Consider the following 23,901-nt stretch of genomic DNA (forward strand, 5'->3'; position numbering starts at 1 on the left):
CTGCCTTCTGCCTTCCAAGAGCTCAGTTCAACCCAACCTACTACCTGATAAGATTTTTTTGAAGCACAAGGCAATTACTCCAAATATCAGGATTAGCCCAACTGGTACTATCACACTATTGATCCAAGGGTTGTCACAGCTCTTTTTGAAGGGTGGGATCAGCGTGGATAAAGTATCACACTGCTTAGCGTCAAAATCCATTAAAGCCGTGACAGCTGTCCCCGCACCAACTACCGTTACTAGAGTCTGAAAAGTGCGATCGCGTTCTGCTTTTTCCAGCTCAATTTGACTACGGATGGCATTGAGCCTGGTCTCTAGCAGCCGTAATGCCATCTCCATTATATCATAGTCTTTAGTAACCTGCAATAGGTAATTTTCCTTTACCTCTTTACTAAACGTTTCTAAAAACTCTAGGTTATTATCGGCACCTAATTTTTGGCATTTTTGGTTGATGATTTCTAAACGGGTTTGATAATTGAATAAATTAATCTCGATAATTTGGTTTTGAAAATTTAGTTTAGGCAAATCCAGGGTATAATTCCCTAAATAATTTTGAATGTCATCGAGTTTTGCGGCGATGGTTTGGTCTCTAAAACTAGAAGCGTTTTCGTCACTGATAAGTCTCTGATTGGCTTCAACCTGCTTATAGTAAGCTACCAAGGTTTTTTTGATTAAGCGACTTTGGCTGTAAGCCCATAAAATTTTGTTTCTATAACTAAACAGACCCATCCAATCCGTATACAATTCCGCTGCTTTTTCCATACTTTCTTGGTCAGAAAAGAGCATAATGATTACATGGCAGTTGACCTGATTCAGGGGTTGATATCGCCACAGCTCAAAAACTTCACCACCAAATAAGCTGCCTTTTCCATGTAAATCTTGTGACCAATTACCTGCTTTATCGAAAACCTGAGCACCAGATTTGGCAATGTTTTTTTCCGGTTTGGTCGAACTTTCTGGTGTTGATACTCCTTGTAAATCTTGTGACCAATTCGCCGCTGTCTGGAAAACATGATAACAGGATTTAGCAATGTATTCGTAGCTTTTGCTCGACGTTTTCGGTAACCATCCAGAAAGCATCCAAGTTTGCCCTAGGGTCGCTGTTTCACCTTGTAATCTCCATTCAATTTCGGCTCGGAGTCTGGCAAAACACTCAGGGGTTTGGGGGTCGGTTTGATTGTTAATGGAACAATCAATTTGCAAGCCATAGGTATCATTTAAGCGGACAGGGTAGTAGTACCCTTGTAGGGTATCGTTGGCTGTAGTAAAGTCATAATACTTTTGCTTAGGGAGTAGTTCTAAATATTTGGTTTCTAAATCAGGATCGGAGAATTGACTATCTGCTGGAAGTTTAGCTCTGAACTTAGCTTGCTTTTCTTGCTTCTCAGCTTCAGTGAGGTTGAGAGCATCTCGTAAGTCATATAAAAATAAATCCAGAGTTGGAAAGATTATATCGCTCACTATAGCATTTTTATTTTAGTTGTGAACATACTACCTTATGGAAAGGCAACAGGCAACAGGCAACAGGCAACAGGCAAGAGTTAATCAACTCTATAAGGATTTAAGGATTTTTGGTAGCGACTTCATCGCTTTTGCAATTAGGCAAAAATTATCATAAAATTCCCACAGTTATCTTTTTTTTTACAAATATCAGATGCACCCTTCAATTTTATTACCCCGACTCCCGACTCCCGACTCCCGAATTGGGTAATTTACTTTTTAGAAGCCCCTAAAAACCCTTTAAGTTTTTCCAAGGGTAATTTTTGGACAACTTCTTGTGGCTGTTCTGAACGACTGACGACAATCACAATATTATTAATTTGTTGGTCATAGCCTGTAGGTGATGACTTAGGTTTATGTCCTCTCATGATCGAGGTACGGCTAGGTGTATTGACTGGCTGGATTTCGGCTTCTGTGGGGAGATAGTCTGGAGGAATATCGACCGTAGTGTCAAGTTGGTTGTAATAGGTTTGGTAACGTTGATTTAACTCAGGATTGGCGGCAATCATCTCTAGCAGCTTGGGTTTGGTATACTTCTCCCAGGCCAGAGGTTGGGCATCAAGTTGATCGCCAATTTCTTTGATGCTCTTATTCTCAGGTTGACTCAAGGGTGTGTCTAAATCGGTCAGAGCAAGTAAAAAAGCTAATAGGGTTTTGTTGGTATTCATCAGCCACTGTCACTACTTCGATCACTATCTACTATCTTTATACATGAAGGATCAGCCGAGTGCTCGAAATTGCGATATTATGTTATGCTAATAAAAATTTCACAACCTCGCTCCAATGACACCGGAATGGGAAGCCCTAATCGTTGGGATTAACCGTTATCCAGAATACACCAACTTTAACGACCTGACCGTTGCTGTTAAAGACGGGGAAAATGTCGCTCAACGATTACAACAGTATGGCTATGAACCGTTCCGGATTCAGGACTTACCCCTTGGGTTGACCCAAAAAGGACCACGGGGACTATCGAGCACAGGACTAGTAAAATTAGAGGAATTAAGGGAAGCAGTTGCTAATCTGTTTAATCCTCCTGCTCCTAACCAAGCTCCAGAAACCGCCCTATTCTTCTTTTCAGGCCATGGCTGTAGACAAGAGGTGGATGGCATTGAAGAGGTTTTCTTAGTGACTAGTGATGCCTTTCCGGATGTGGGAATTTATGGCTATCCTCTGCAGGAATTGGGTCAGCAAATCGCAACTAGCCCAGTGAAACAGGTAGTGATTTGGTTAGATTGTTGCTACAGTGGCGAGTTACTGAAATTTATCCCAACTGATAAAGCTTACTGCTTGATTACTGCTACTCGTTCCTACGAGCCGGGAGTAGAGATTAGCCATGAACAAGGAGTATTTACCAAGGAGTTACTGGCAGGATTGAATCCGGAAAATTACCCGGATGGTATTGTTAATAGTCATAATTTGGCCTTGTTTATTGAGCAGCGGATGTCAATGACTCAGCAACGTCCTTTAATCGCTAACTCACAACAAGCCATTATACTGACTACTCAGTTTCCGAAACTGAGCTTTCAGGATAAGTGCCCCTACCGGTCTCTGTCTTATTTTACCGCATTACCAGAAGATGCTCTGGTGTTTCACGGTCGTTCTCAGTTGACCGAGCAGTTAATTGAGCGAGTGAAAAATCAAGACCGTCTGCTGGTAGTGTTAGGGGCTTCCGGCAGTGGCAAGTCTTCCTTACTCAGAGCAGGATTATTGTATCAGCTGAAGTTAGGTCAGGCAATTGTTGGAAGCGATCGCTGGCATTATCTAGAACCTTTCACTCCAGGTGTTGCACCAAAGCAAAGGTTACAGGAGGTCCTGGAAAAGGGGGAGCTTTTAGAGAAGCAGGGAGAGGGTGTGGCTGATTCTGGGGAACAAAACTTTCAAAGTCCCCCAAAGTTGGGGGATTTAGGGGGCATTCCCATCAGCAACGCCCAGCCAGAGAATTTTAGTAAAACTCCGATGGTCATGATTATTGACCAGTTTGAAGAGTGCTTCACTATGATTCAACCTGACCAACGCCAGGAATTCTTTAACGGTTTAATTGAATTAATCGAGAATACAGACAATTTAATTGTTTTAATTGCCATGCGCTCTGACTTTCGGGGGCGGTTGCGAGAGTATCCTAAATTAGTAGAGAAGATTAATAGACCATTAATTAATGTTGACCACTTGAACCATGAGGAAATTGAAGAAGCGATCGCACTACCGGCGGAATTAGTAGGATTAGGGATTGAGGGGAGATTAAAACAGCAACTGATTAACGATGTCGAAGATTATCCAGGTAGCCTTCCCCTGCTCCAATATACTCTGACGGAATTATGGAAACAGTCAAGACAGCAGCAGGAAACGTTTTTACGGTTAGAAACCTATCAACAGTTAGGGGGAATTGAGGGAACTCTGGAAAAGAAGGCAAATCAGGTATTTGATAGTCTCTCCCAGGTAGAACAAACTGTGGCTAGGCGTTTGTTGTTGGAATTAACTCAAGTGGGAGAGACTCTCGATACCCGTAGACGAGTACGCCTGGGGGAGTTAGTCAATTCTCATCACAGTTTAGAACTGCTCGATGCTGTTAGCCAGACCTTAGCCAGTTCAGACAACCGCTTGATTACTAGAAGTCATCAAGAAAATTCCCAGGATGTGGTTTTGGATGTGGTACATGAAGCCTTGATTCGCCACTGGGGAAGGTTGCTGGAGTGGAAGCAGACTTACACAGAAGCGATGGTGATCGAAAGCAAGCTGGAAGCGGCGGCGCTTGAATGGCAAGAGAAGGGAAAGAAGCGTGATGATGCCGGTTTACTGTTGCTTGGGGGGAGGTTAATAGAAGCCCAGGAGTATTTAAGAAAGTATGGTGAATTGGGGATGTTGAATGGGCTGGCGGAGGAGTATATTGAGGTCAGCCGTCACAAGCACAAGCAAATGACCCGTAACCGCTGGTTAGGGGTGGCAGGGTTTATTGCTGTGTTGGTATTGGGGACAGTTGTTTCAACGGTTTTTGGATTGGAGTCTAGTAAACAGGCGAGAAAGGCAGAAGAAAGTGAAATTAAAGCCCTGAGTCAATCTTCAGAACTCTTGTTTAGCTCAAAGCAACCCTTTGATGCTCTAAAAGAGAGTTTAAGGCCAGTAGGAAAACTCCAAAAGACAAAAAGGGTAAAAGGTGATACTAGAATACAAGTGATCGCTAAGTTGCAGCAATCTCTCTATGGCGTCAACCAGTATAATAGCCTGGATAAACATACTGATACTGTCACTAGCGTGGCCTTTAGCCGAGATGGCATGACTATCGCTTCTGCTAGTTGGGACAACACCGTGAAACTATGGAATCTACAAGGCAAACACCTGCACACCCTCACTGGACATAGGGAACCTGTCACTAGCGTCACCTTTAGCCCAGATGGCATGACTATCGCTTCTGCTAGTTTGGACAAGACGGTGAAACTATGGAATCTACAAGGCAAACACCTGCACACCCTCACTGGACATAGCGAACCTGTCAATAGCCTCGTCTTTAGCCCAGATGGCATGACTATCGCTTCTGCTAGTTTTGACAACACCGTGAAACTGTGGAATCTCAAAGGCAAACCCCTGCACACCCTGACTGGACATAGCGAACCTGTCACTAGCGTGGCCTTTAGCCCAGATGGCATGACTATCGCTACTGCTAGTTGGGACAAGACTGTGAAACTGTGGAATCTCAAAGGCAAACCCCTGCACACCCTCACTGGACATAGCGAACCTGTCACTAGCGTGGCCTTTGGCCCAGACGGCCAAACTATCGCTTCTGCTAGTTGGGACAACACCGTGAAACTGTGGAATCTCAAAGGCAAACACCTGCATACCCTCACTGGACATAGCGCAGATGTCACTAGTCTCGCCTTTAGCCCAGATGGCATGACTATCGCTACTGCTAGTTTGGACAACACCGTGAAACTGTGGAATCTGCAAGGCAAAGTACTGCAAACCCTCACCGGACATAGCCAATATCTCATAACCGTCGCCTTTAGCCCAGACGGCCAAACTATCGCTTCTGCTAGTGATGACAACACCGTGAAACTGTGGAATCTCAAAGGCAAACCCCTGCACACCCTGACTGGACATAGCGAACCTGTCACTAGCGTGGCCTTTAGCCGAGATGGCATGACTATCGCTTCTGCTAGTTTGGACAACACCGTGAAACTGTGGAATCTCAAAGGCAAAGACCTGCACATCCTCACTGGACATAGCGCAGATGTCACTAGCGTGGCCTTTAGCCGAGATGACCAGACTATTGCTACTGCTAGTTGGGACAAGACGGTGAAACTATGGAATCACCAAGGCAAACACCTGCACACCCTCACCGGACATAGCGATTGGGTGAATAGCGTCGTCTTTAGCCCAGATGGCATGACTATCGCTACTGCTAGTGATGACAACACGGTGAAACTGTGGAATCGAGAAGGCAAACCCCTGCAAACCCTCACCGGACATAGCAATTGGGTGAATAGCGTCGTCTTTAGCCCAGATGGCATGACTATCGCTACTGCTAGTGATGACAACACGGTGAAACTGTGGAATCTCAAAGGCAAACACCTGCACACCCTCACTGGACATAGCGAACCTGTCAATAGCGTCGCCTTTAGCCGAGATGGCATGACTATCGCTTCTGCTAGTTGGGACAACACCGTGAAACTGTGGAATCTCAAAGGCAAACACCTGCACACCCTCACCGAACACAACGCAAATGTCACTAGCGTGGCCTTTAGCCCAGATGGCATGACTATCGCTACTGCTAGTTGGGACAAGACGGTGAAACTATGGAATCACCAAGGCAAACACCTGCACACCCTCACCGGACATAGCGATTGGGTCAATAACGTGGTCTTTAGCCGAGATGGCCAGACTCTTGCTTCTGCTAGTTGGGACAAGACGGTGAAACTATGGAATCACCAAGGCAAAGACCTGCACACCCTCACCGGACATAGCGATTGGGTCAATAGCGTGGTCTTTAGCCCAGATGGCCAGACTCTTGCTTCTGCTAGTGCAGACAATACTGTAATTTTATGGAATTTAGATCTAGAGGATTTAGTGGAACAGAGTTGTGATTGGCTCCATGATTACCTTGTCACTCATCAAGACGAAGAAGAATTAAGGGAAATTTGTGGTATGTAGGGGAGTCGGGAGTCGGGAGTCGGGAGTCGGGAATCGGGAAATAGGGAGCAGGGAGCAGGAAGTAGGGAGATAGGGAGATAGGGAAATGGGTATAATTATTTAGATAAATATTATATTGTAGCTTATTTTTATAGCTTATTTTAATAAATCTTTTCAAGAGTTTTTAAGTCTCCCCACACTTCCCACACTTCCCACACTTCCCACACTTCCCCCTCTCCCCACACTCCCCCTCTAGTCGTGATTCAACACTTCGGGTAATTTCCAAGACCGCCCTTGACAGTAAACATAACCATTATTAATGTATATCCCGGAAAGTGCCCTAGCTAATACCAAGAATTCCTGCTGTTCTTCCGCAGTCATATAATTTTCATTGTGTAGACTCCCTGAGGCTCGGTTTGGATCTCCTCCGGAGTCCAGATATCGCTGACGGGCCAGAGTGGAGAGTTCTACCATTCGTTGATATTGCTGTTGTTGTAATTCACTTAAGGGCTTCATAATTCGGCTAGAGGTGTAATCGGGGTAATTTCACCATTTGGTAAAAGCATAGCAAAGGGCAGAAGAAGGCTGGCAGTGCTGATGTACCAAATGCCATTGTCTTGGTCATAAACAGTATTTTCTAGTAATCCTAAGGTATCCAAAGCATTGAGAATTAGATATTGTGCTTCTGTTGGTTCCATCGCACCCGACCGAACTAATAGGGATGTTGGTGATTTTACTCCCAAAGTAAGCATTCAGCAGTCAGCTGTCAGCCATCAGCCATCAGCTATAGCGCTACGCTTAGCGTCAGAAGTTAGAAGTCAGAAGTCAAAGGTGCGCTTTCCGTAGGCGAATTAAATTCGCCACGGGTCGCACCTAAAAGTAAGCGATTACTTACGTTTCGGAGTTTAGGAATGTCCTAATCTAAATGCGTAGTGCTATATAAGTGATTAGTGATTAGTGATTAGTGATCAGCTTTTGAATAAAAGAGGTAAGCATTAGTTTAATCTGAGTCAAGTGAGAGCGTCGTTCGCACAGCGTGGCCATTCGCGTAGCGTGGCCGAAAGGCCAAGGCCAAAGCCTGTGCTAGGAACGAGGTTTATTTTAAACTGACTGCTGACTGCTGACTGCTGACTGCTGACTGCTTACCTTTCAGGTTTTGAATAAAACAAGTAAGCATTCGTTTAATAGGGAGATGGGAACTGTGGGAAGTATGGGAAGTGTGGGAAGTGTGGGAAGTGTGGGTAGATCGGGAGATCGGGAGATCGGGAAATTTTTATTAGAGTAATTATACAGACATCCTATAATCCCTGCTTAGTAAGCTAGGTAAAAGTAGTTTTCCATGGTTAAGAGTATATTTAACTACATTTTTGCTCATTTTCATACTATGTCCTGATCTGTTGACAATAACCATAGCTGGTAGAATTTTATGGCTGGATTAAACACATTTTGGTAAAATAGTCAACAGTTAAGATGATCAGTGGGAATGAAATGTTAATAAACATAAACTCCCGTTACCACAGCGGTAAATTGGGGCTACTATAGTAACTTAAGTAATCATATAAACATAATCCCGGAAGGTAAACATGATACAAGCTGCTGTCAAAATGCTAATTCCTTTCGAGTCTATTATCGAAGCAATCACTACTCTGGAAATAGAAGACAAAATTAAGCTGAATCAAATCCTCGAAGAAGATATTGCTGAAGTCAAACCGCAAATTGTATTAGAAAAATTGTTACAGGAACCAGTGTCCGAAATGCACTTTGAGCAATTTGAGGAACCTTTCCAAGCACCCGAGCCTGCCAAGACTGAAACCTCAAACGTGTCTCTGATTCCCCTGTGTCCCCTGCTGCCTCTAATTCCCTTAGGTACCTCAGGGGATAACGTTGCTTGAAAAAATGCGATCGCTATCATCTCGGTGCGTTAGCTTTGCCTAACGCACCCTACTCGCTACTGCATCAAGACGAATTGCTAAAACCTTTATATAAAAAGTTTTTTCATAACTTTTTACCGATTCCCGATTCCCGATTCCTGATTCCCGTTCCCCTCCTGGGAGGGGTTAGGGGTGGGTTCCGATTCCCGATTCCCGATTCCCGATTCCCTGCCCCCAGCGCTAGAATCTCCTGAAAGATACTCCCTAACTTAACGAGGAATAATCACCCTAGAGCTATTCATCTTCAAAAATTGCCCCTAACCGCATCAAAACCCCTCTCATCTGATTAGAAATACCTCTATTTTTAGCGAACCTAGCCCCTTTCACTCTTGCCCCCCTAATGTCAGCATGACTAAAATCAGCTCCTCTGAGATTGGCACCATCTAACTCAGTAAGATTCATCTTCGCACTTCTGAGATTAGCACTCCTAAGGTCAGCATTTTCAAGGATAGCCAAACTCAAGTCAGCTCCCTGAAGATCAACTCTCCTGAGATCACTATTACTTAAGTCGCTACGAATCAGCTCGGCTTTGCGTAGGTTGGCACGAATCAGATGGACATAATTCAAATTAGCACGAATCAGGCAGACTTGGGTCATGTCTGCTAAACTTAAATCAGCACCTTTAAGATTACTTCTCCTCAGTTTCGCACCTTTGAGATTAGCTTCACTAAGCTGAGCACGGCTCAAGTTAGCATCAGATAAATCAACACACCTCAAGTCAGCCCCCCCCAGGTGGGCACGGATGAGGTTAGTGCCCTGAAGGTTAGCTCTGCTCAAAATCGCACTACCCAGATTAGCCCCCCTGAGTTTAGCCCCCTGGAGGTAAGCACCTCCCAATTTAGCCTCGCTAAGATTAACACCAGTGAGGTCAGTTTTCCTGACGTCAGCTCCCCTCAAGTCAGCACCACTGAGGTCACCATCCCTGACATTAGCACCATCTAATCGTATCCCCCTCAAGTCAGCACCACCAAGGCTTACCCCCTGGAGATTAGCATTCCTGAAGTGGCTCATGCTTAGATTCGCACGACTGAAATCAGCCCCCCTCAAGTCAGCATTACATAAGTTGGCACCTTGGAGGTTAGCCCCCCGGAAATCCGTTCCTCTGAAATCCGCTTCCATCAACCTAGCTTGGCTGAGGTCAGTGTAACTTAAGTCAGCTGCAGTGAAGTCCTCAGCCAGATTCAGCCCAACCATTGCGGTCAACTGCTCAAGATTGTCTGTTTCTGCCACTAAAACCCGCTTGATCAGGCTTAGCAGAATCGGTTGAGATTTTTCCTCACCCATATTGCAATTCCATGAGAGACAGATAGGGCTTAAGTCTAGTTACCAACAAATGTTCCACAATCAGTCTGTTTAGCACAACGGTTTTATTGCGGGTAAGGTTTGAGGACCACAACCCCTCAACTTCAGTTAGACAAATATCTCGCTGGGATACTTCAAAGATTGCTTGGATACGACAGGGTAAAGCAGTGACATTGACAGTTGCTAGCTTTACCCGATTCAGGGAACCAAATAAAACACCATTCCCCTTCTGTTCTTCAAAAATCCAGGCAGGATTTTCTGCCGAAACTTGATTGGTAATGTGGCACCAGGAAACTTGGTCAGTCTCGTGGGATGTCTTGCAGGATTCTGGTTGATATTCTAGTTGGGATGTCTCGTGGGATTGCGATTGGGTAGCTTCTGGAGTAACATTACCTCCCCCTCTTTCCCTGTTGCCATTAGGGTCTGTTGGACGGTGGTTTAGATCACAACTAGGCCCTTGTTGCTGTTGATTACCTACTGTTGCCAGTTGAATATAACCACCAAGCTCACGGAATTCATAGGGGATATTACCATGTTGGAGATGAAGACGCAGTACTCCACCTTTGAGTCCAAATTTAACACGACCTTCGAGCAACTCTTCCCACTGCTGGTTAAATTGGATGGTTAGGTATAAATTAATCTGCGGCATTTTAGAGGGTTTTTGCCAAAACTTACGTTTTTGTTTGTTTGGCGGAATCAGCATTCCTTCCAATTTCATCCCTAAGCAATCTAGGCATTTATTCTTAGGCTCAGGTGGAGGCATGTAATAGCAAAGGGAGTAGGGAGTAGGGAGTAGGGAGTAGGGAGTAGGGAGTAGGGAGCGGTGCGACCCCGCGCTTTTTAAAAGCTAAGGGTGAACGCGCACCGTAGGGAACTTACGATCAAAAACTCCCACAATTCCTACACGGATTGCTAAAGTAAATGCTATGTTAATAACCTAAGGTTAAGGCACCAGGTTTGCGAGGATCAGATGCACCTTCAAATGAATTGTTAATGTACATGATACTCTGGGTACTCCCCATAGCATTACGCACCGAAATCTTATATCCTTTATACTTCAATAACTGGATTGTATCACCATTTAAATCCTGTTCTACAAAAAGTTGATCCGGTAACCATTGATGATGTACCCGAATGGCATTAGTAGCTGTAGCAATATTGAGCTGGTGATCAATTACATTCATAATCAATTGCAAAACGGTGGTAATAATCCTACTCCCCCCTGGACTGCCAGTGACCAGATACGACTTACCATCTTTGAGCACAATTGTTGGAGTCATAGAACTCAGCATCCTTTTTTCCGGTGCTATTGCATTGAATTCTGCTCCAGTTAATCCATAAGCATTGGGTACCCCTGGCTTAGCTGAAAAATCATCCATTTCATTGTTGAGGAGAATACCCGTTCCCGGTACTGTAATTTTACTGCCATAGCTAAAGTTTAAAGTATAGGTATTAGCAACAGCATTGCCATACTTATCCATCACTGAATAATGGGTGGTATCATTGCTTTCTACCCGTTGAGTAGGATTACCAGGGGCAATTTCTGAACTGGGGGTTGCTCGATAGGGATTAATCCGTTGACGGATTCGTTCAGCATAGGTTTTAGAGGTTAATTCAGCAACGGGAACGGGAACAAAGTCAGGATCTCCTAAAAATTTAGAACGGTCAGCATAGGCTAACTTCATACTTTCCGCCATTAAATGAATGGTTTGGGCAGTATTATGTCCCAGTTTCCGAATCGGAAAGGCTTCTAAAGTATTCAACATCTGCACCAGATGGATACCCCCAGAGCTTGGAGGTGGCATAGAATAAATCTCATAGCCCCGATAAGTGCCTCGAATCGGCTCTCGAATCACGGGCTTGTAGGTAGCTAAATCCTCTTTGGTAATCAGACCACCATTGGCTTCCATGTCTGCTACGATAGCCGATGCGATCGCACCTTCATAAAAGGCTTTAGCCCCATGTTTAGCAATTAGCTTTAAACTACGGGCTAAATCGTTTTGTACTAAGATTTCCCCTACCTGATAAAGGACACCTCCTGGCTTATAAAAAATAGCCATACTCGCCTCATAAGACTGCATTCGTTTCTTAACGTCTCTCAGAGAGCGGAACAAATCTTCAGAAACTGGGAACCCTTTTTCTGCTAATTCTATAGCTGGTTGTAATGCCCGTTCTAAGGAAATAGTGCCGTATTTTTCCAGTGCCATGGTTAACCCAGCTACGGTACCAGGAACACCAACAGATAAATAACTGTATCGAGACTTTTCTGGGTCAACCTCACCATTATTGTCCAGAAACATATCACGAGTAGCAGCTAGTGGTGCTTTCTCCCGATAATCAATAGCAATGGTTTGGTTATCCTTGGCCAGATGTAAGAGCATAAAGCCACCGCCACCGAGATTCCCAGCTCGCGGTAAGGTTACCGCTAGGGTAAACCCAATGGTTACCGCAGCATCAACAGCATTGCCACCTTCTTTTAAAACCGCTAAACCAGCTTGTGAGGCATAGCGTTCTTGAGAGGAAACCATACCGTTGTTAGCAATAACGGGATGAAAGATATCTTTTCTGCTAAAGATAACTGTGTCTTGAGCAGAGGCACTGCCAGCACTAATGAAAATTAGAGTAGTGAGGCAAATGATGATGAATTTATATTTTCTGGCGATCTTGCCCATAGGATAGTTGATCGAATAGTGAGAGATTGGAAATGATTTTCCGCTTTCGGAAAGATACTATAACGGTTTCCACCAGCGCTACTAGGGAGTTGGAAGTCGAGAGTCGGGAGTCGGGAATCGGGAATCGGGAATCGGGAATCGGGAATCGGGAGTCGGGGGGATTACTATTGCCTCTTGCCTATTGCCTATTGCCTTCCCCTCCTGGGAGGGGTTAGGGGTGGGTGCCTATTGCCTCTTGCCTTCCCCTCCTGGGAGGGGTTAGGGGTGGGTTCCTCTTGCCTATTGCCTCCCCCTCCTGGGAGGGGTTAGGGGTGGGTTCCTCTTGCCTCTTGCCTTCCCCTCCTGGGAGGGGTTAGGGGTGGGTTCCTCTTGCCTATTGCCTCTTGCCTCTTGCCTACACACAGCCGTGTATCACTAATCGAACCAAACGTTTGTATCTCAATTGACAGTAATTTTGACTGGTTAATGGTTAATCTTTAACCCCTGCAATTAATCCCGACTAAAAAAGTCGGGTATGTTTGACGGACATTTTGAGGTATGTTACTTTTAATCAAGTCTTGACTGAACGTAATTAGAGAGCGTAATTAGAGATATACCCATGAGCCAAGCCACAATTACTCCCAAAACCCAGGCATCTACCGCATTTACCAAGTTGAAGTGTAAAGAGTGTGGTGCGGAGTATGAGCCCAAGGCAATGCACGTTTGTGAGGAATGCTTTGGTCCGTTGGAAGTAAAATATGACTACGGTACCCTCAGACGCCATGTAACCAGGCAAAGCATTGAGGCAGGTCCGAAATCCATCTGGCGCTATCGTTCTTTCTTACCCCTTGCCACTGATAACTATATTGATGTGGGTACAGGAATGACTCCCTTAGTGAAATCGACTCGCTTGGCTAGACGCTTAGGGTTAAAAAATCTCTACATTAAAAATGATGCGGTCAACATGCCCACCCTCAGCTTCAAAGACCGGGTGGTATCAGTAGCTCTAAGTAGAGCACGGGAGTTAGGCTTCTCAACGGTATCCTGTGCTAGTACTGGAAACTTAGCGAATTCTACTGCTGCGATCGCAGCTCATGCTGGACTCGACTGCTGCGTGTTTATCCCTGCTGACCTGGAAGCGGGTAAAGTGATGGGCACTCTGATTTACAACCCCACATTAATGGCAGTCAAAGGCAACTACGACCAAGTCAACCGCCTCTGTTGTGAAGTAGCTAACAGCCACGGTTGGGGATTTGTGAACATTAACCTACGTCCCTACTATTCAGAAGGTTCTAAAACTCTGGGCTTTGAAGTGGCTGAACAACTAGGTTGGCAACTACCGGACCATGTTGTTGCTCCCTTGGCATCAGGTTCCCTATACACCAAGATCTACAAAGGCTTCCAAGAATTCGTCAAAGTCGGTCTAGTAGAAGATAAATCAGTGCGCTTCAGTGGTGCTCAAGCAGAAGGTTGCTCCCCAATCGCTCAAGCTTTCAAAGAAGGACGGGACTTTATTACTCCAGTCAAGCCCAACACCATTGCTAAATCCATTGCGATTGGAAACCCAGCCGACGGCATCTATGCTCTAGAAATAGCTCATAAAACTAACGGAAACATTGAATCCGTCACTGATGCAGAAGTTATCGAAGGGATGAAGTTGCTGGCAGAAACTGAAGGAATTTTCACCGAAACCGCAGGAGGTACTACAATTGCTGTACTCAAGAAGCTGGTAGAAGCTGGTAAAATTGACCCCGATGAAACTACAGTAGCCTACATCACTGGTAATGGCTTGAAGACCCAAGAAGCAGTTCAAGGCTATGTGGGTGAACCTTTGGTAATTGAACCAAAACTAGACAATTTTGAGCAAGCATTAGAGCGGGCTAACACCCTAGACCGTCTGGAATGGCAACAAGTTTTAGTTTAAGCAGTCAGCAGTCAGCAGTCAGCAGTCAGCAGTCAGCGGTCAGTGGTCAGCCTATTTTACTCAAAAGCACCGATCTAGTAGCGTGGTGGCACAGGCTTCTAGCCTGTGATAACCCATAAGCTGATAACTGATACGCGACACGCTGAATGCTGATAGCTGAATGCTGATAACTGATACGCGACACGCTGATAACTGATACGCGACACGCTGATAGCTGATGGTTTACCATTAAACCTTGAAAATTGAGAATTCAAAGCAAGATATTGATTATGGCTGTAAAAGTTTTAATTCCTACTCCTCTGCAAAAATATACCCAAGAGCAAGCAACAGTAGAATGTCAGGGAACGAATGTTTCTGAACTGATCGAATCTCTGGAAAGTAATTGTCCTGGAATTAAACAACGGCTGTGCGATGAGCAGGGTAAACCCCGTCGATTCTTGAATCTCTACGTGAACGGGGAAGATATCCGGTTGTTGGAAAATACAGAAACAAAACTCAACGATGGGGATGAAGTGAGTATTGTCACAGCTGTTGCTGGTGGTTAGACAGATACTCAGCAGTCAGCAGTCAGCGATCAGTAGTTGACCATTCGCCTTGGCCTTTTGGTTACGCTACGGGAATGGCTGATAGCTGACTGCTTACAAGATAGAGCAATTCTCAGCAACCTTTGAGCAATATTGCTTATCCTTTTAAGGCAATAGGCATGCTAGCAATAGGCAATAGCGATGCAGTCGCTCATGGGAGTAACCCCCTTAGGTTTGCGCTGCATCCCGATTCCCGATTCCCGATTCCCGACTCCCGACTCCCGATCGGGTAACCTGAGCTGGCAGATAAATTAGTGATTATTTTGCGATCGCTAGGTCAGTCTGTGTACCCAGAACAGTTCAGTTTTGGAACTGGCACAACGGCAGTATGCCATAGTTGCTGAATTTCAGTATATTATAATTAGACTATTCAATCGTATATTAAAAACTTTAGCCTCTCTTGTAACTTAGTGACTAAAACTTAGTGACTAAAACTTGGTGACTAAAACTTAGTGACTAAAACTTAGTGACTGGAACTTGGTGACTAAGTTTGCGGCATCAGCCGACATTAGGAATATCTTTTTAGTATATCAGATCAGAAACTAAAACTAGAAAATAATTTTTTTTCGTTATTATCATCAGTAGGATTGGTAGTCACACCTAAGTAGTATCAGTAGCTCATAGCCATGGGCAATCCTAGAGTTGGCCAACAAAAACATCAATAATTATAAAAAACTAAATAAATTAAGTAATTAAGTAATTTGCCGCCTTATATCCATGAGACAATCCCTGACAAACTTCCCCCGACTCAAACGTGTTCTCTTCACTGGAGCGATCGCAACCACAGCAGTTTGGTCTTGGGCGACACCGATTAATGGTAGCTCTGTGGTTGTAGCATTTCAGGATAGCCCTAAAACGATTGTTGATGAAGTTTGGCAAACTGTCAATCGGGAATATGTCGATAACACCTTTAACCAAGTTGACTGGCAAGCGACTAGACATGAACTCCTGAGCAGAAACTACGCTTCAAAAGAAGAAGCCTACAAAGCGATTAGGAAAGCCCTAGAAACCTTAGAAGACCCCTACACCCGCTTTTTAGTGCCAGAACAGTTCCAAGCCTTGACAAACCAAACCGTTGGTGAACTGTCTGGTGTGGGTATTCGCATGGAAATAGAAAAGCAGACGGAGACCCCGTTAATCATTGAACCGATTGAAAATTCCCCAGCGTTTAAGGCAGGTATTAAAGCTGGGGATAGGATTTTAGCGGTAGATAGCAAATCGACGAAAGGGTTAAGTCTCGAAGATGCCTCCGAACTAATCCGGGGTAAAGTGGGGTCATCAGTGACTCTGCGGATTGCCCGACCAGGACAGGGCATCTTTGAAATAGAACTAACTCGAGCTCAGATAGAAATCCCCTCTGTTCGTTACAGCGTCAAGCAGGAAGGGAATCTGCGAGTGGGTTATATCAGTTTAAATGAATTTAGTTCCCATGCAGCTGAACAAATGCAACGGGCAATTAGGAACCTCAATCAGCAGAAGGTGAATGCTTATGTCCTAGATCTGCGGGGGAATCCAGGCGGATTGCTTTTTTCCAGTATTGAAATTGCCCGGATGTGGATGCAAGAGGGGGAAATTGTTAGCACTATAGACCGGATCGGTGGCAAACAGGCATACACGGCTAATCGAACGGCCTTGACCAATCTGCCCTTAGCAATTCTAGTGGATGGTAACTCCGCTAGTGCTAGTGAGATTCTAACTGGTGCTCTGAAAGATAACAAACGCGCTACTGTTATCGGTTCTCGCACCTTTGGTAAAGCCGCTGTCCAGTCTGTCCATGCCTTATCCGATGGTTCAGGTTTAACGGTGACCGTCTCTCGTTACTACCTACCCAGTGGTGAAGATATTAGTTTGAAAGGAATTGTGCCCGATATTCGCCAAGAGTTGACCCTTGAGCAACGGCAACTGCTATCTAGTCAACCGGGATGGCGTGGCACTAGTAAGGATCCTCAATACGGAAGAGCGATCGCAGTTTTAAAATCCACTACTGCCTCTGGGCCTGGAACCCTCAGTCAACCTATAAACTCAGGTAGGGTTTGGTAAGCTGCGCTGGGAATCGGGAATCGGGAATCGGGAATCGGGAATCGGGAATCGGGAATCGGAAGGAGATGTAGGGTGGGCAGTGCCACAGAAAGATTAATTTGCTTGGGTACACCTAGGTATGCACTGCCCACCAACGGATGAATCACAATAGAACAGATGTAGGGTGGGCAGTGCCACAGAAAGATTAATTTGCTTGGGTACACCTAGGTATGCACTGCCCACCAACGGATGAATCACAATAGAACAGATGTAGGGTGGGCAGTGAAGATGTAGGGTGGGCAGTGCCACAGAAAGATTAATTTGCTTGGGTACACCTAGGTATGCACTGCCCACCAACGGATGAATCACAATAGAACAGATGTAGGGTGGGCAGTGCCACAGAAAGATTAATTTGCTTGGGTACACCTAGGTATGCACTGCCCACCAAGGATCAATCACGAATCCTGGGCAAATCGTGAAATGGGAAAATCGGGAAATAGCGCAGATTTTTATTAACGCTAATCTTCGGATAATAACCTTAAACCTTCTAACCTTAAACCTTCTAACCTTAAACCTTCTAACCTTAAACCTTGGCCAATAGGCCACGCTACGCGAACAACCTTCAACCTTTTAACCTTAAACCTGATAACCTTCTAACCTTAGGGTGCATCTCCTAAAAGCTGTTTGACACGGTGGTGCGTTACGGGGCGGGCTATCCAAAGCCTGGCTACGAGGCGGAAAATGAGGCCCCCCCTAACGCACCCTACGCAACTAACCTTCTAACCTTCAACCTTCTAACCTTCAACTTTCTAACCTTAAACCTTCTAACCTTCTAACTTTCTAACCTTCTAACCTTAAACCTTCTAACCTTCAACCTTTTAACCTTCTAACCTTGGCCTTTGGCCACGCTACGCGAACAACCTCAAAAAAAAATAGCCGCAGAAATACCTTCCACGGCTAGGAATTTTTAGCTATGCCTCAACTTTCGAAACCAATCCAGAAATGATCCCATAGGATTGACCAAAGGTCACGCTACGCGAACAAACCTGATACTTTGGCCAGGGGGGTTCCCCCCCCTATAACTTAATAGTTTAACCCAAATTTAAATACTTGGTCATCATCGTGATGAATTCGCCAGGAATTCCAGTCGGCTGAAGGGGGCTCCACTCCGATATTTCGGCGTAACCCCGTGCATAAAGGGTATGCATAGTGTTGTTTATTGCCCGGCGGGACCCCTTCAGAATGTGCTTAATGGGGTATTTTTTTTGGGAACGTTCCTGAGGAGTATTACTAGGAGTGATATCCTCAGGATTGTTTTGTGGATCTGGGCGAAAGTTGTCAGACATAGTTCAAAATTACTTTTGAATTTAACATTTATAATCATAACGATTATAAAATTAGTTGTCAAGGGTTTTTATAATTTTTTTTGGAGGGGTAATGGAAGAAAATTAAGAATTAAGAATGTAAAATTAAGAATTTAGAATTAAGAATGTAGAATTAAGAATTTAGTGCGTAGGGTGCGTTAGGGGCGGGATAGCCCTAATTTTCTACTTCGTAGCCAGTATTGGGATAGCCCGCCCCGTAACGCACCACCAAGTAGAAGTTAGAAGTTAGAAGTTAAAAGTTAGAAGTTAGAATCGCAAACAGGGCACATAGTAAAAATGTTAGCGTTTGTTTTTTTTTGATTTAATTTACTGATAGCCTTGGAAACAGAAAAAAAATAAACTATATCCGATAAGTTATTATAGGTATATAAAATAAATTGTGATAACTTTTTCCATTACTACCTAATCCCTGCTCCCTACTCCCTGCTCCCTACTCCCTGGATTTTTTTGTATTAGAATAAATAAAAATAGGATTTTCTGCATCTACTGGTTAAGGCTATAGATTTAACTGGAGGCTAATTGGTGAGCGATTCGAGGGGATTGATCAAAATCTCAGGGTGGGAGGGCTCAGAAGCCAGTATGGATGTGGTGTTTGTTCACGGACTTGGAGGTGATCCCAGAGGCACGTGGCATCACCAGCATGCAATAAATGATGATAATTTTTGGCCAGTTTGGTTAGGAAAAGAGCAGCTATGCCTTAACATCTGGTCTTTTGGGTATGACGCGAAAGCAACAAAGTGGCAAAGCAATGGCAGTATGCCCCTTTTCGATCAAGCCAGTAATTTATTAGATTGGTTAAACAGCTGCGATCTCGGCAAGCGTCCATTAGTATTTATTACTCATAGTATGGGCGGGCTTTTAGTCAAAAAGATGCTTAGTAGTGCTAATAATTTTGATAACTATAAAGGGATTATTGAGCAGACTAAAGGCATAGTATTTCTGGCTACTCCCCACACTGGTGCTCATCTAGCTAATTTAATTGATAATATTGGTGTTTTCGCACGAACCACCGTAAGTGTGGAGGAACTAAAAGCTCATGACTCTCAGTTACGGGAATTAAATGAGTGGTATAGAGAAAACGTTCGGAGTCTAGAAATTGCCACCAAAGTCTATTATGAAACCCAGCCTGTAAAAGGGATTTTAGTTGTAGACGAAGATAGTGCCAACCCAGGCATTGAAGGAGTGAAGCCGGTTGCCATACCAAAGCACCATATTGACCTATGTAAACCAGATTCTCAAAACAGTTTGGTCTATCTTGGTGTCAAGAAATTTATTGAGGAATGCCTCAAAAAAAAACAAATAACCTTAAATTCCCCGACTAACATTAGTATCAATAGTGGCACTCCCTACTTTGTCGGTAGAGACACTCAACTTGAGCAGCTCCATGAGGAACTTCAAAAGACCGATAGATTAGCCATTTGCGCCATTGCCGGAATGGGCGGTATTGGCAAAACCGAGTTAGCTTTACAATATGCTCTGAGATATCAGGATAACTACCCTGGTGGTAGGTGCTGGTTTCCAGTGCGCGGGCTAGATCTGGGGATTCAAGTTGTTAGTTTTGGGCGTACGGAATTAGGATTAACCATTCCAGATGAACTAGATTTCAACGAGCAGGTAAGATACTGCTGGAGAAATTGGCCAGAGGGAACAGCATTGATCGTGCTGGATGATGTGGCTTCTTTCAGCAATGACTACAAACAAAGAATTAAACCCTATTTACCTCCAGCTGAATCCCGCTTCAAAGTACTGGTCACCAGTCGTCAGCGTCCAGGGGCTTCTTACCGACGAATTGACTTGGATGTACTATCCCCAGAGGCAGCATTAGAATTATTGCGTTCGCGTAGCGTGGCCTACGGCCAATCGCTTGTTGGAAAAGAGCGCATTGATAAAGAACTAACCGAAGCAGAAGCCTTATGTGAATGGTTGGGTTATTTGCCTTTGGGTTTAGAGTTAGTGGGACGATATTTAGATCTACATCCGACCTTCACCATTGCTAAAGTTCAGAAACGTTTAGAGAAAAAGAAATTAGCAGCTAAGGCATTACTTGACCCCACAGAAGAAGGGGAAATGACAGCCCAGTTGGGAGTAGCAGCAGCCTTTGAGTTATCCTGGGAAGATTTGAAAGATTGTCCAGAAGTCCAGCAGTTGGGATGTCGTCTGAGTCTGTTTGCTCCTGCTCCTTTTGAGTGGTCCCTGGTAGAGAAGTGTGTTATCGAAACTGAAGATGACCGGGAAGAAGAACAAGAAGAGTTGGAGGAATTACGCGATCGCGTAGCGTGGCCTACGGCCAATCGCAGTTTACTGAAACTGAACCTGTTGCAACTGACTGAACAGCAAACCTATCAACTCCATCCACTAATTCGAGAATTTTTCCTGACCAAGCTGGCTCAATTACCAGAGGCCGATAGCTACAAGCAAAGCTTTTGTAAGACAATGGTGGCTGTTGCCAAAACAATTCCCCAGACACCAACTCGCGATCAGATTGCAGTAGTGACCCCCGCCATCCCTCATTTAGAGGAAGTTGCCACAGTCCTCACTGACTGGCTCAGGGATGAAGATTTAATCTGGCCTTTTGTTGGCTTAGGAAGATTCTATCGAGGTCGAGGTACCTATGACCAAGCTGAACCGTGGTATGAGAAATGTTTAGATATTACCACAAGTCGTCTGGGTGAGGATCATCCCGATGTAGCCAGTAGTCTCAACAACCTGGGATTACTCTACCAAGCTCAGGGGCGTTACCATCAAGCTGAACCCCTGTATGTCCAGGCTTTGGACATGAGAAAGCAGCTGCTGGGAGAAGAACATCCCGATGTAGCCCAAAGTCTCAACAACCTGGGATTACTCTACCAAGCTCAGGGGCGTTACCATCAAGCGGAACCCCTGTATGTCCAGGCTTTGGACATGAGAAAGCAGCTGCTGGGTGAGGACCATCCCGATGTAGCCACTAGTCTCAACAACCTGGCTGGACTCTACGAAGCTCAGGGGCGTTACCATGAAGCGGAACCCCTGTATGTCCAGGCTTTGGACATGACAAAGCTGCTGCTGGGAGAAGAACATCCCAATATCGCCACTAGTCTCAACAACCTGGGATTACTCTACCAAGCTCAGGGGCGTTACCATCAAGCTGAACCCCTGTTTGTCGAAGCTTTGGACATGATAAAGCTGCTGCTGGGTCAAGACCATCCCAATGTAGCCACTAGTCTCAACAACCTGGCATATCTCTACCGAGCTCAGGGGCGTTACGATGAAGCGGAACCCCTGTATGTCCAGGCTTTGGACATGAGAAAGCAGCTGCTGGGTCAAGAACATCCCGATGTAGCCAGTAGTCTCAACAACCTGGCTGGACTCTACGAAGCTCAGGGGCGTTACGATGAAGCGGAACCCCTGTATGTCCAGGCTTTGGACATGAGAAAGCAGCTGCTGGGTCAAGAACATCCCGATGTAGCCAGTAGTCTCAACAACCTGGCATTACTCTACCAAGTTCAGGGGCGTTACGATGAAGCGGAACCCCTGTATGTCCAGGCTTTGGACATGAGAAAGCAGCTGCTGGGTCAAGAACATCCCGATGTAGCCAGTAGTCTCAACAACCTGGGATTACTCTACTATGCTCAGGGGCGTTACCATGAAGCGGAACCCCTGTATGTCCAGGCTTTGGATATTGCAGAACGGAAGTTAGGATCAAATCATCCTAATACTGTTACCTACCGTAATAATCTAGAAAGATTGCGGGATGATTTGTCACAGCGATCAGTATATATAGCACTTATAGGACTTGTGAGGTACAAATTTCTGGGTTTTAGGAAGCAGCGAAGACGGAAGAGGCAAGACGGAAGAGGGAAAAAATAATGTGTACCTCATGAGTCCTAGAAACGCTATACTTCGGTTGCTATAAATTATTAATTCTAAATTATTAATTCTAAATTATTAATTTAATTCAAGCTTATTTTCGGGAGGATATGATGCAAGAGTCAGTAGTTTATCAACGAATTATTCGCCAAGGATTAGAACAAGGAAAGCGCAATGAGGTTAAGTTAATTATCCGTCTACTAAACCGTCGATTAGGTCAGATAAATCCCCAATTACAAAATCAAATTGAGGAATTATCCTTTGACCAGTTGGAGGATTTAGGAGAAGCGTTGTTAGATTTTGAAACTGAGGTGGATTTGACCAATTGGTTGCACCAGTTTAGGGATAAGTAAAATTCCGTTAGGGGTGGCACTCAAAAGCAATGCCATGGGGAGCTGCTAGAGTGTGTAATGCAAAATTTAGAATGTAGAATTTAGAATGTAGAATTTAGAATTGGGAATTGGGAATTGGGAATTCAAAATAATTTAGAATGGGCAAAGGTATAATTTTTAATTCTTAATTCTTCATTCTTCATTCTTCATTCCTCATTCTTAATTCTTCATTCTTCATTCTTCATTCTAAATTCTACATTCTTCTGACCCCAATTAAGTAGACTTCAACAGCCATAGACTAAGTAAGCCCAGTCTGAAGATTTCTTTCCCTAATGGTGCTTGATCTGAACAGATGTCATGCCTGTAGTCAGCTTGAATCTGTTCCTGAGTCAAAGCCCGACTGTAAATTCGTACACCAGCCAAAAGTCCGGAGTACTGATAGTCAAGATTGCCTTGAATATCACGGAATTGCCCCAGCCGTAGGGGTCTACCAGGGGAAGGCGCTATCGGGTTGTCAGTCTGATTGGGAATCCGACGGATGTTGCCGTTAAAGTCTTGAACTTCTTCGATGTGGCTTTGGATGCCATTGATGTAGGTCTGCATGATAAACCTACCGGGAGCAACTTCACCAAAGGTTGCAGCCATATGGGTCCATTGACCACCATGGACGATATCCTCACTGACTACACCACCACTGCCGCTAGTTTCGTCTGCTTCCTTCGGTAATCCTTGGGTGACATTGTTAGGGATGATAGTCAGAATCAGATTGCGATCGGTTTGTAGAGTACTCAGAAAAAGATACCAGGAAAATGCTTTGCATATGGGCTGTGGGCAGGCTCCAAAACCAACTTCTCCATCAGGGTAAGTACCCTGGGGAGGATCGGTAAAGGCTGGGTTTGCTTTGATGTAATCAACCTTAACCCAAGTTTCCACGGTCAGGTTAGCCAGATCTGGGAAATTGGGAACCTCAACGTATTGTGCAAAGGACATTTGCGGTGATTCGCCGCTATCTGATAAGCGTCTGAGAACGTTATAGTTCAGGGATGCTGAACCAACAAACCCTGGCGGGACATCCGCTGAGGGAGCCAGAGGATGGGCATCGGGATCGTGCTGGATCATACCGTCAAAGGTTCCAGGATTAGCTGTGTTCCTGATCACTCCGTTTTCAGTTGGAGTTTCAAATAAATACTCAGCTACCAAATCTGTGGGATCGGGGGTAAACATTTCTGTTTTTATTCTGCTTAGACTTTGGAGAAAATTTGATGTTTTCCCTTTTGTTTCTACTCAAAACAATGGGCTAACA

21 protein-coding genes are annotated in these 23,901 nt (G+C 44.7%); 10 read left to right on the forward strand and 11 right to left on the reverse strand.

Annotation, left to right across the window (positions count from 1 at the left end):
* Positions 1–27 precede the first annotated feature (27 nt).
* Positions 28–1,461 carry a hypothetical protein gene (locus F6K64_RS00895; protein ID WP_287264699.1) on the reverse strand — a complete coding sequence of 478 codons (1,434 nt, stop codon included), beginning with the start codon at positions 1,459–1,461 and terminating at the stop codon, positions 28–30.
* Between the two features lie 251 nt (positions 1,462–1,712).
* The gene (locus F6K64_RS00900) at positions 1,713–2,168 is read right to left on the reverse strand and encodes a hypothetical protein (protein WP_008181028.1); all 456 of its coding nucleotides are present in this window, start codon (positions 2,166–2,168) and stop codon (positions 1,713–1,715) included.
* 115 nt (positions 2,169–2,283) lie between these two features.
* Here F6K64_RS00900 and F6K64_RS00905 point away from each other — a divergent pair, with 115 nt between their 5' ends.
* Entirely contained in the window at positions 2,284–6,645 is a 4,362-nt protein-coding gene (locus F6K64_RS00905) for an nSTAND1 domain-containing NTPase (protein ID WP_287264700.1), read from the forward strand.
* Here the strand turns inward: F6K64_RS00905 and F6K64_RS00910 are convergent.
* The 3 genes from F6K64_RS00910 to F6K64_RS00920 form a co-directional block, all read right to left on the reverse strand.
* Entirely contained in the window at positions 6,599–6,802 is a 204-nt protein-coding gene (locus F6K64_RS00910; protein ID WP_154659704.1) for a hypothetical protein, read from the reverse strand. The genes F6K64_RS00905 and F6K64_RS00910 overlap by 47 nt on opposite strands.
* A 74-nt stretch (positions 6,803–6,876) precedes the next feature.
* The gene (locus F6K64_RS00915; RefSeq protein ID WP_008181023.1) at positions 6,877–7,140 is read right to left on the reverse strand and encodes a hypothetical protein; all 264 of its coding nucleotides are present in this window, start codon (positions 7,138–7,140) and stop codon (positions 6,877–6,879) included.
* Positions 7,137–7,376, reverse strand: a complete 240-nt coding sequence (locus F6K64_RS00920) for a hypothetical protein (protein ID WP_008181022.1) — start codon at positions 7,374–7,376, stop codon at positions 7,137–7,139. Before F6K64_RS00920 ends, F6K64_RS00915 begins: the two co-directional genes overlap by 4 nt.
* Before the next feature lie 831 nt (positions 7,377–8,207).
* Here F6K64_RS00920 and F6K64_RS00925 point away from each other — a divergent pair.
* Positions 8,208–8,516 (forward strand): hypothetical protein, encoded by a 309-nt coding sequence (locus F6K64_RS00925; protein WP_008181021.1) that lies wholly within the window; start codon positions 8,208–8,210, stop codon positions 8,514–8,516.
* A complete protein-coding gene (locus F6K64_RS00930) occupies positions 8,513–8,749 on the forward strand; it encodes a hypothetical protein (protein WP_131826953.1) in 237 nt (78 codons plus the stop codon). The genes F6K64_RS00925 and F6K64_RS00930 overlap by 4 nt, the downstream gene beginning before the upstream one ends.
* Positions 8,750–8,789: 40 nt before the next feature.
* On the opposite strand, the gene F6K64_RS00935 is transcribed toward F6K64_RS00930, so the two are convergent.
* From F6K64_RS00935 to ggt, 3 genes are all read right to left on the reverse strand, one after another.
* Positions 8,790–9,839, reverse strand: a complete 1,050-nt coding sequence (locus tag F6K64_RS00935) for a pentapeptide repeat-containing protein (RefSeq protein ID WP_008181020.1) — start codon at positions 9,837–9,839, stop codon at positions 8,790–8,792.
* Entirely contained in the window at positions 9,832–10,575 is a 744-nt protein-coding gene (locus F6K64_RS00940) for a hypothetical protein (protein WP_131826952.1), read from the reverse strand. The genes F6K64_RS00935 and F6K64_RS00940 overlap by 8 nt, the downstream gene beginning before the upstream one ends.
* Before the next feature lie 211 nt (positions 10,576–10,786).
* Entirely contained in the window at positions 10,787–12,529 is a 1,743-nt protein-coding gene (ggt, locus tag F6K64_RS00945) for a gamma-glutamyltransferase (protein WP_008181017.1), read from the reverse strand.
* Between the two features lie 32 nt (positions 12,530–12,561).
* Here ggt and F6K64_RS00950 point away from each other — a divergent pair, with 32 nt between their 5' ends.
* The 5 genes from F6K64_RS00950 (at position 12,562) to ctpB (ending at position 17,056) form a co-directional block, all read left to right on the forward strand.
* Positions 12,562–12,744: a hypothetical protein gene (locus F6K64_RS00950; protein WP_131826951.1), complete on the forward strand. Its 183-nt coding sequence runs from the start codon at positions 12,562–12,564 to the stop codon at positions 12,742–12,744.
* A 383-nt stretch (positions 12,745–13,127) separates the two neighbouring features.
* A complete protein-coding gene (thrC, locus tag F6K64_RS00955; RefSeq protein WP_287264701.1) occupies positions 13,128–14,432 on the forward strand; it encodes a threonine synthase in 1,305 nt (434 codons plus the stop codon).
* On the forward strand, positions 14,411–14,551 hold the full coding sequence (locus F6K64_RS00960; RefSeq protein ID WP_154659702.1) for a hypothetical protein: 141 nt from the start codon (positions 14,411–14,413) through the stop codon (positions 14,549–14,551). Before thrC ends, F6K64_RS00960 begins: the two co-directional genes overlap by 22 nt.
* Before the next feature lie 150 nt (positions 14,552–14,701).
* Positions 14,702–14,977 carry a MoaD/ThiS family protein gene (locus tag F6K64_RS00965; protein WP_008181013.1) on the forward strand — a complete coding sequence of 92 codons (276 nt, stop codon included), beginning with the start codon at positions 14,702–14,704 and terminating at the stop codon, positions 14,975–14,977.
* Between the two features lie 756 nt (positions 14,978–15,733).
* Positions 15,734–17,056 (forward strand): carboxyl-terminal processing protease CtpB, encoded by a 1,323-nt coding sequence (gene ctpB / locus F6K64_RS00970; RefSeq protein ID WP_287250398.1) that lies wholly within the window; start codon positions 15,734–15,736, stop codon positions 17,054–17,056.
* Here the strand turns inward: ctpB and F6K64_RS00975 are convergent.
* Both F6K64_RS00975 and F6K64_RS00980 read right to left on the reverse strand, forming a co-directional pair.
* Entirely contained in the window at positions 17,026–17,259 is a 234-nt protein-coding gene (locus F6K64_RS00975; RefSeq protein WP_287250400.1) for a hypothetical protein, read from the reverse strand. The genes ctpB and F6K64_RS00975 overlap by 31 nt on opposite strands.
* A gap of 867 nt (positions 17,260–18,126) precedes the next feature.
* Positions 18,127–18,381 carry a hypothetical protein gene (locus F6K64_RS00980; RefSeq protein ID WP_008181007.1) on the reverse strand — a complete coding sequence of 85 codons (255 nt, stop codon included), beginning with the start codon at positions 18,379–18,381 and terminating at the stop codon, positions 18,127–18,129.
* A 1,236-nt stretch (positions 18,382–19,617) separates the two neighbouring features.
* On the opposite strand from F6K64_RS00980, the gene F6K64_RS00985 reads away from it, so the two are divergent.
* A complete protein-coding gene (locus F6K64_RS00985) occupies positions 19,618–22,266 on the forward strand; it encodes a tetratricopeptide repeat protein (RefSeq protein WP_502708024.1) in 2,649 nt (882 codons plus the stop codon).
* Positions 22,267–22,376: 110 nt separating this feature from the next.
* On the forward strand, positions 22,377–22,619 hold the full coding sequence (locus tag F6K64_RS00990; RefSeq protein WP_229414357.1) for a DUF4351 domain-containing protein: 243 nt from the start codon (positions 22,377–22,379) through the stop codon (positions 22,617–22,619).
* A 252-nt stretch (positions 22,620–22,871) separates the two neighbouring features.
* On the opposite strand, the gene F6K64_RS00995 is transcribed toward F6K64_RS00990, so the two are convergent.
* Positions 22,872–23,822 (reverse strand): LamG-like jellyroll fold domain-containing protein, encoded by a 951-nt coding sequence (locus F6K64_RS00995; protein WP_008180999.1) that lies wholly within the window; start codon positions 23,820–23,822, stop codon positions 22,872–22,874.
* Between the last annotated feature and the right edge of the window lie 79 nt (positions 23,823–23,901).

This window comes from Moorena sp. SIO3A2 (genome assembly GCF_010672265.1).
GTDB classification, from domain to species: domain Bacteria; phylum Cyanobacteriota; class Cyanobacteriia; order Cyanobacteriales; family Coleofasciculaceae; genus Moorena; species Moorena producens.

Coding starts and splice junctions, on each gene's coding strand:
- ggt (WP_008181017.1), bottom strand. CDS start 12,529: ATGGGCAAGATCGCCAGAAAATATAAATTCATCATCATTTGCCTCACT.
- F6K64_RS00950 (WP_131826951.1), top strand. CDS start 12,562: ATGATTTTCCGCTTTCGGAAAGATACTATAACGGTTTCCACCAGCGCT.
- thrC (WP_287264701.1), top strand. CDS start 13,128: ATGAGCCAAGCCACAATTACTCCCAAAACCCAGGCATCTACCGCATTT.
- F6K64_RS00980 (WP_008181007.1), bottom strand. CDS start 18,381: ATGTCTGACAACTTTCGCCCAGATCCACAAAACAATCCTGAGGATATC.
- F6K64_RS00960 (WP_154659702.1), top strand. CDS start 14,411: ATGGCAACAAGTTTTAGTTTAAGCAGTCAGCAGTCAGCAGTCAGCAGT.
- F6K64_RS00925 (WP_008181021.1), top strand. CDS start 8,208: ATGATACAAGCTGCTGTCAAAATGCTAATTCCTTTCGAGTCTATTATC.
- F6K64_RS00990 (WP_229414357.1), top strand. CDS start 22,377: ATGATGCAAGAGTCAGTAGTTTATCAACGAATTATTCGCCAAGGATTA.
- F6K64_RS00940 (WP_131826952.1), bottom strand. CDS start 10,575: ATGAAATTGGAAGGAATGCTGATTCCGCCAAACAAACAAAAACGTAAG.
- F6K64_RS00965 (WP_008181013.1), top strand. CDS start 14,702: ATGGCTGTAAAAGTTTTAATTCCTACTCCTCTGCAAAAATATACCCAA.
- F6K64_RS00995 (WP_008180999.1), bottom strand. CDS start 23,822: ATGTTTACCCCCGATCCCACAGATTTGGTAGCTGAGTATTTATTTGAA.
- ctpB (WP_287250398.1), top strand. CDS start 15,734: ATGAGACAATCCCTGACAAACTTCCCCCGACTCAAACGTGTTCTCTTC.
- F6K64_RS00920 (WP_008181022.1), bottom strand. CDS start 7,376: ATGCTTACTTTGGGAGTAAAATCACCAACATCCCTATTAGTTCGGTCG.
- F6K64_RS00915 (WP_008181023.1), bottom strand. CDS start 7,140: ATGAAGCCCTTAAGTGAATTACAACAACAGCAATATCAACGAATGGTA.
- F6K64_RS00905 (WP_287264700.1), top strand. CDS start 2,284: ATGACACCGGAATGGGAAGCCCTAATCGTTGGGATTAACCGTTATCCA.
- F6K64_RS00935 (WP_008181020.1), bottom strand. CDS start 9,839: ATGGGTGAGGAAAAATCTCAACCGATTCTGCTAAGCCTGATCAAGCGG.
- F6K64_RS00900 (WP_008181028.1), bottom strand. CDS start 2,168: ATGAATACCAACAAAACCCTATTAGCTTTTTTACTTGCTCTGACCGAT.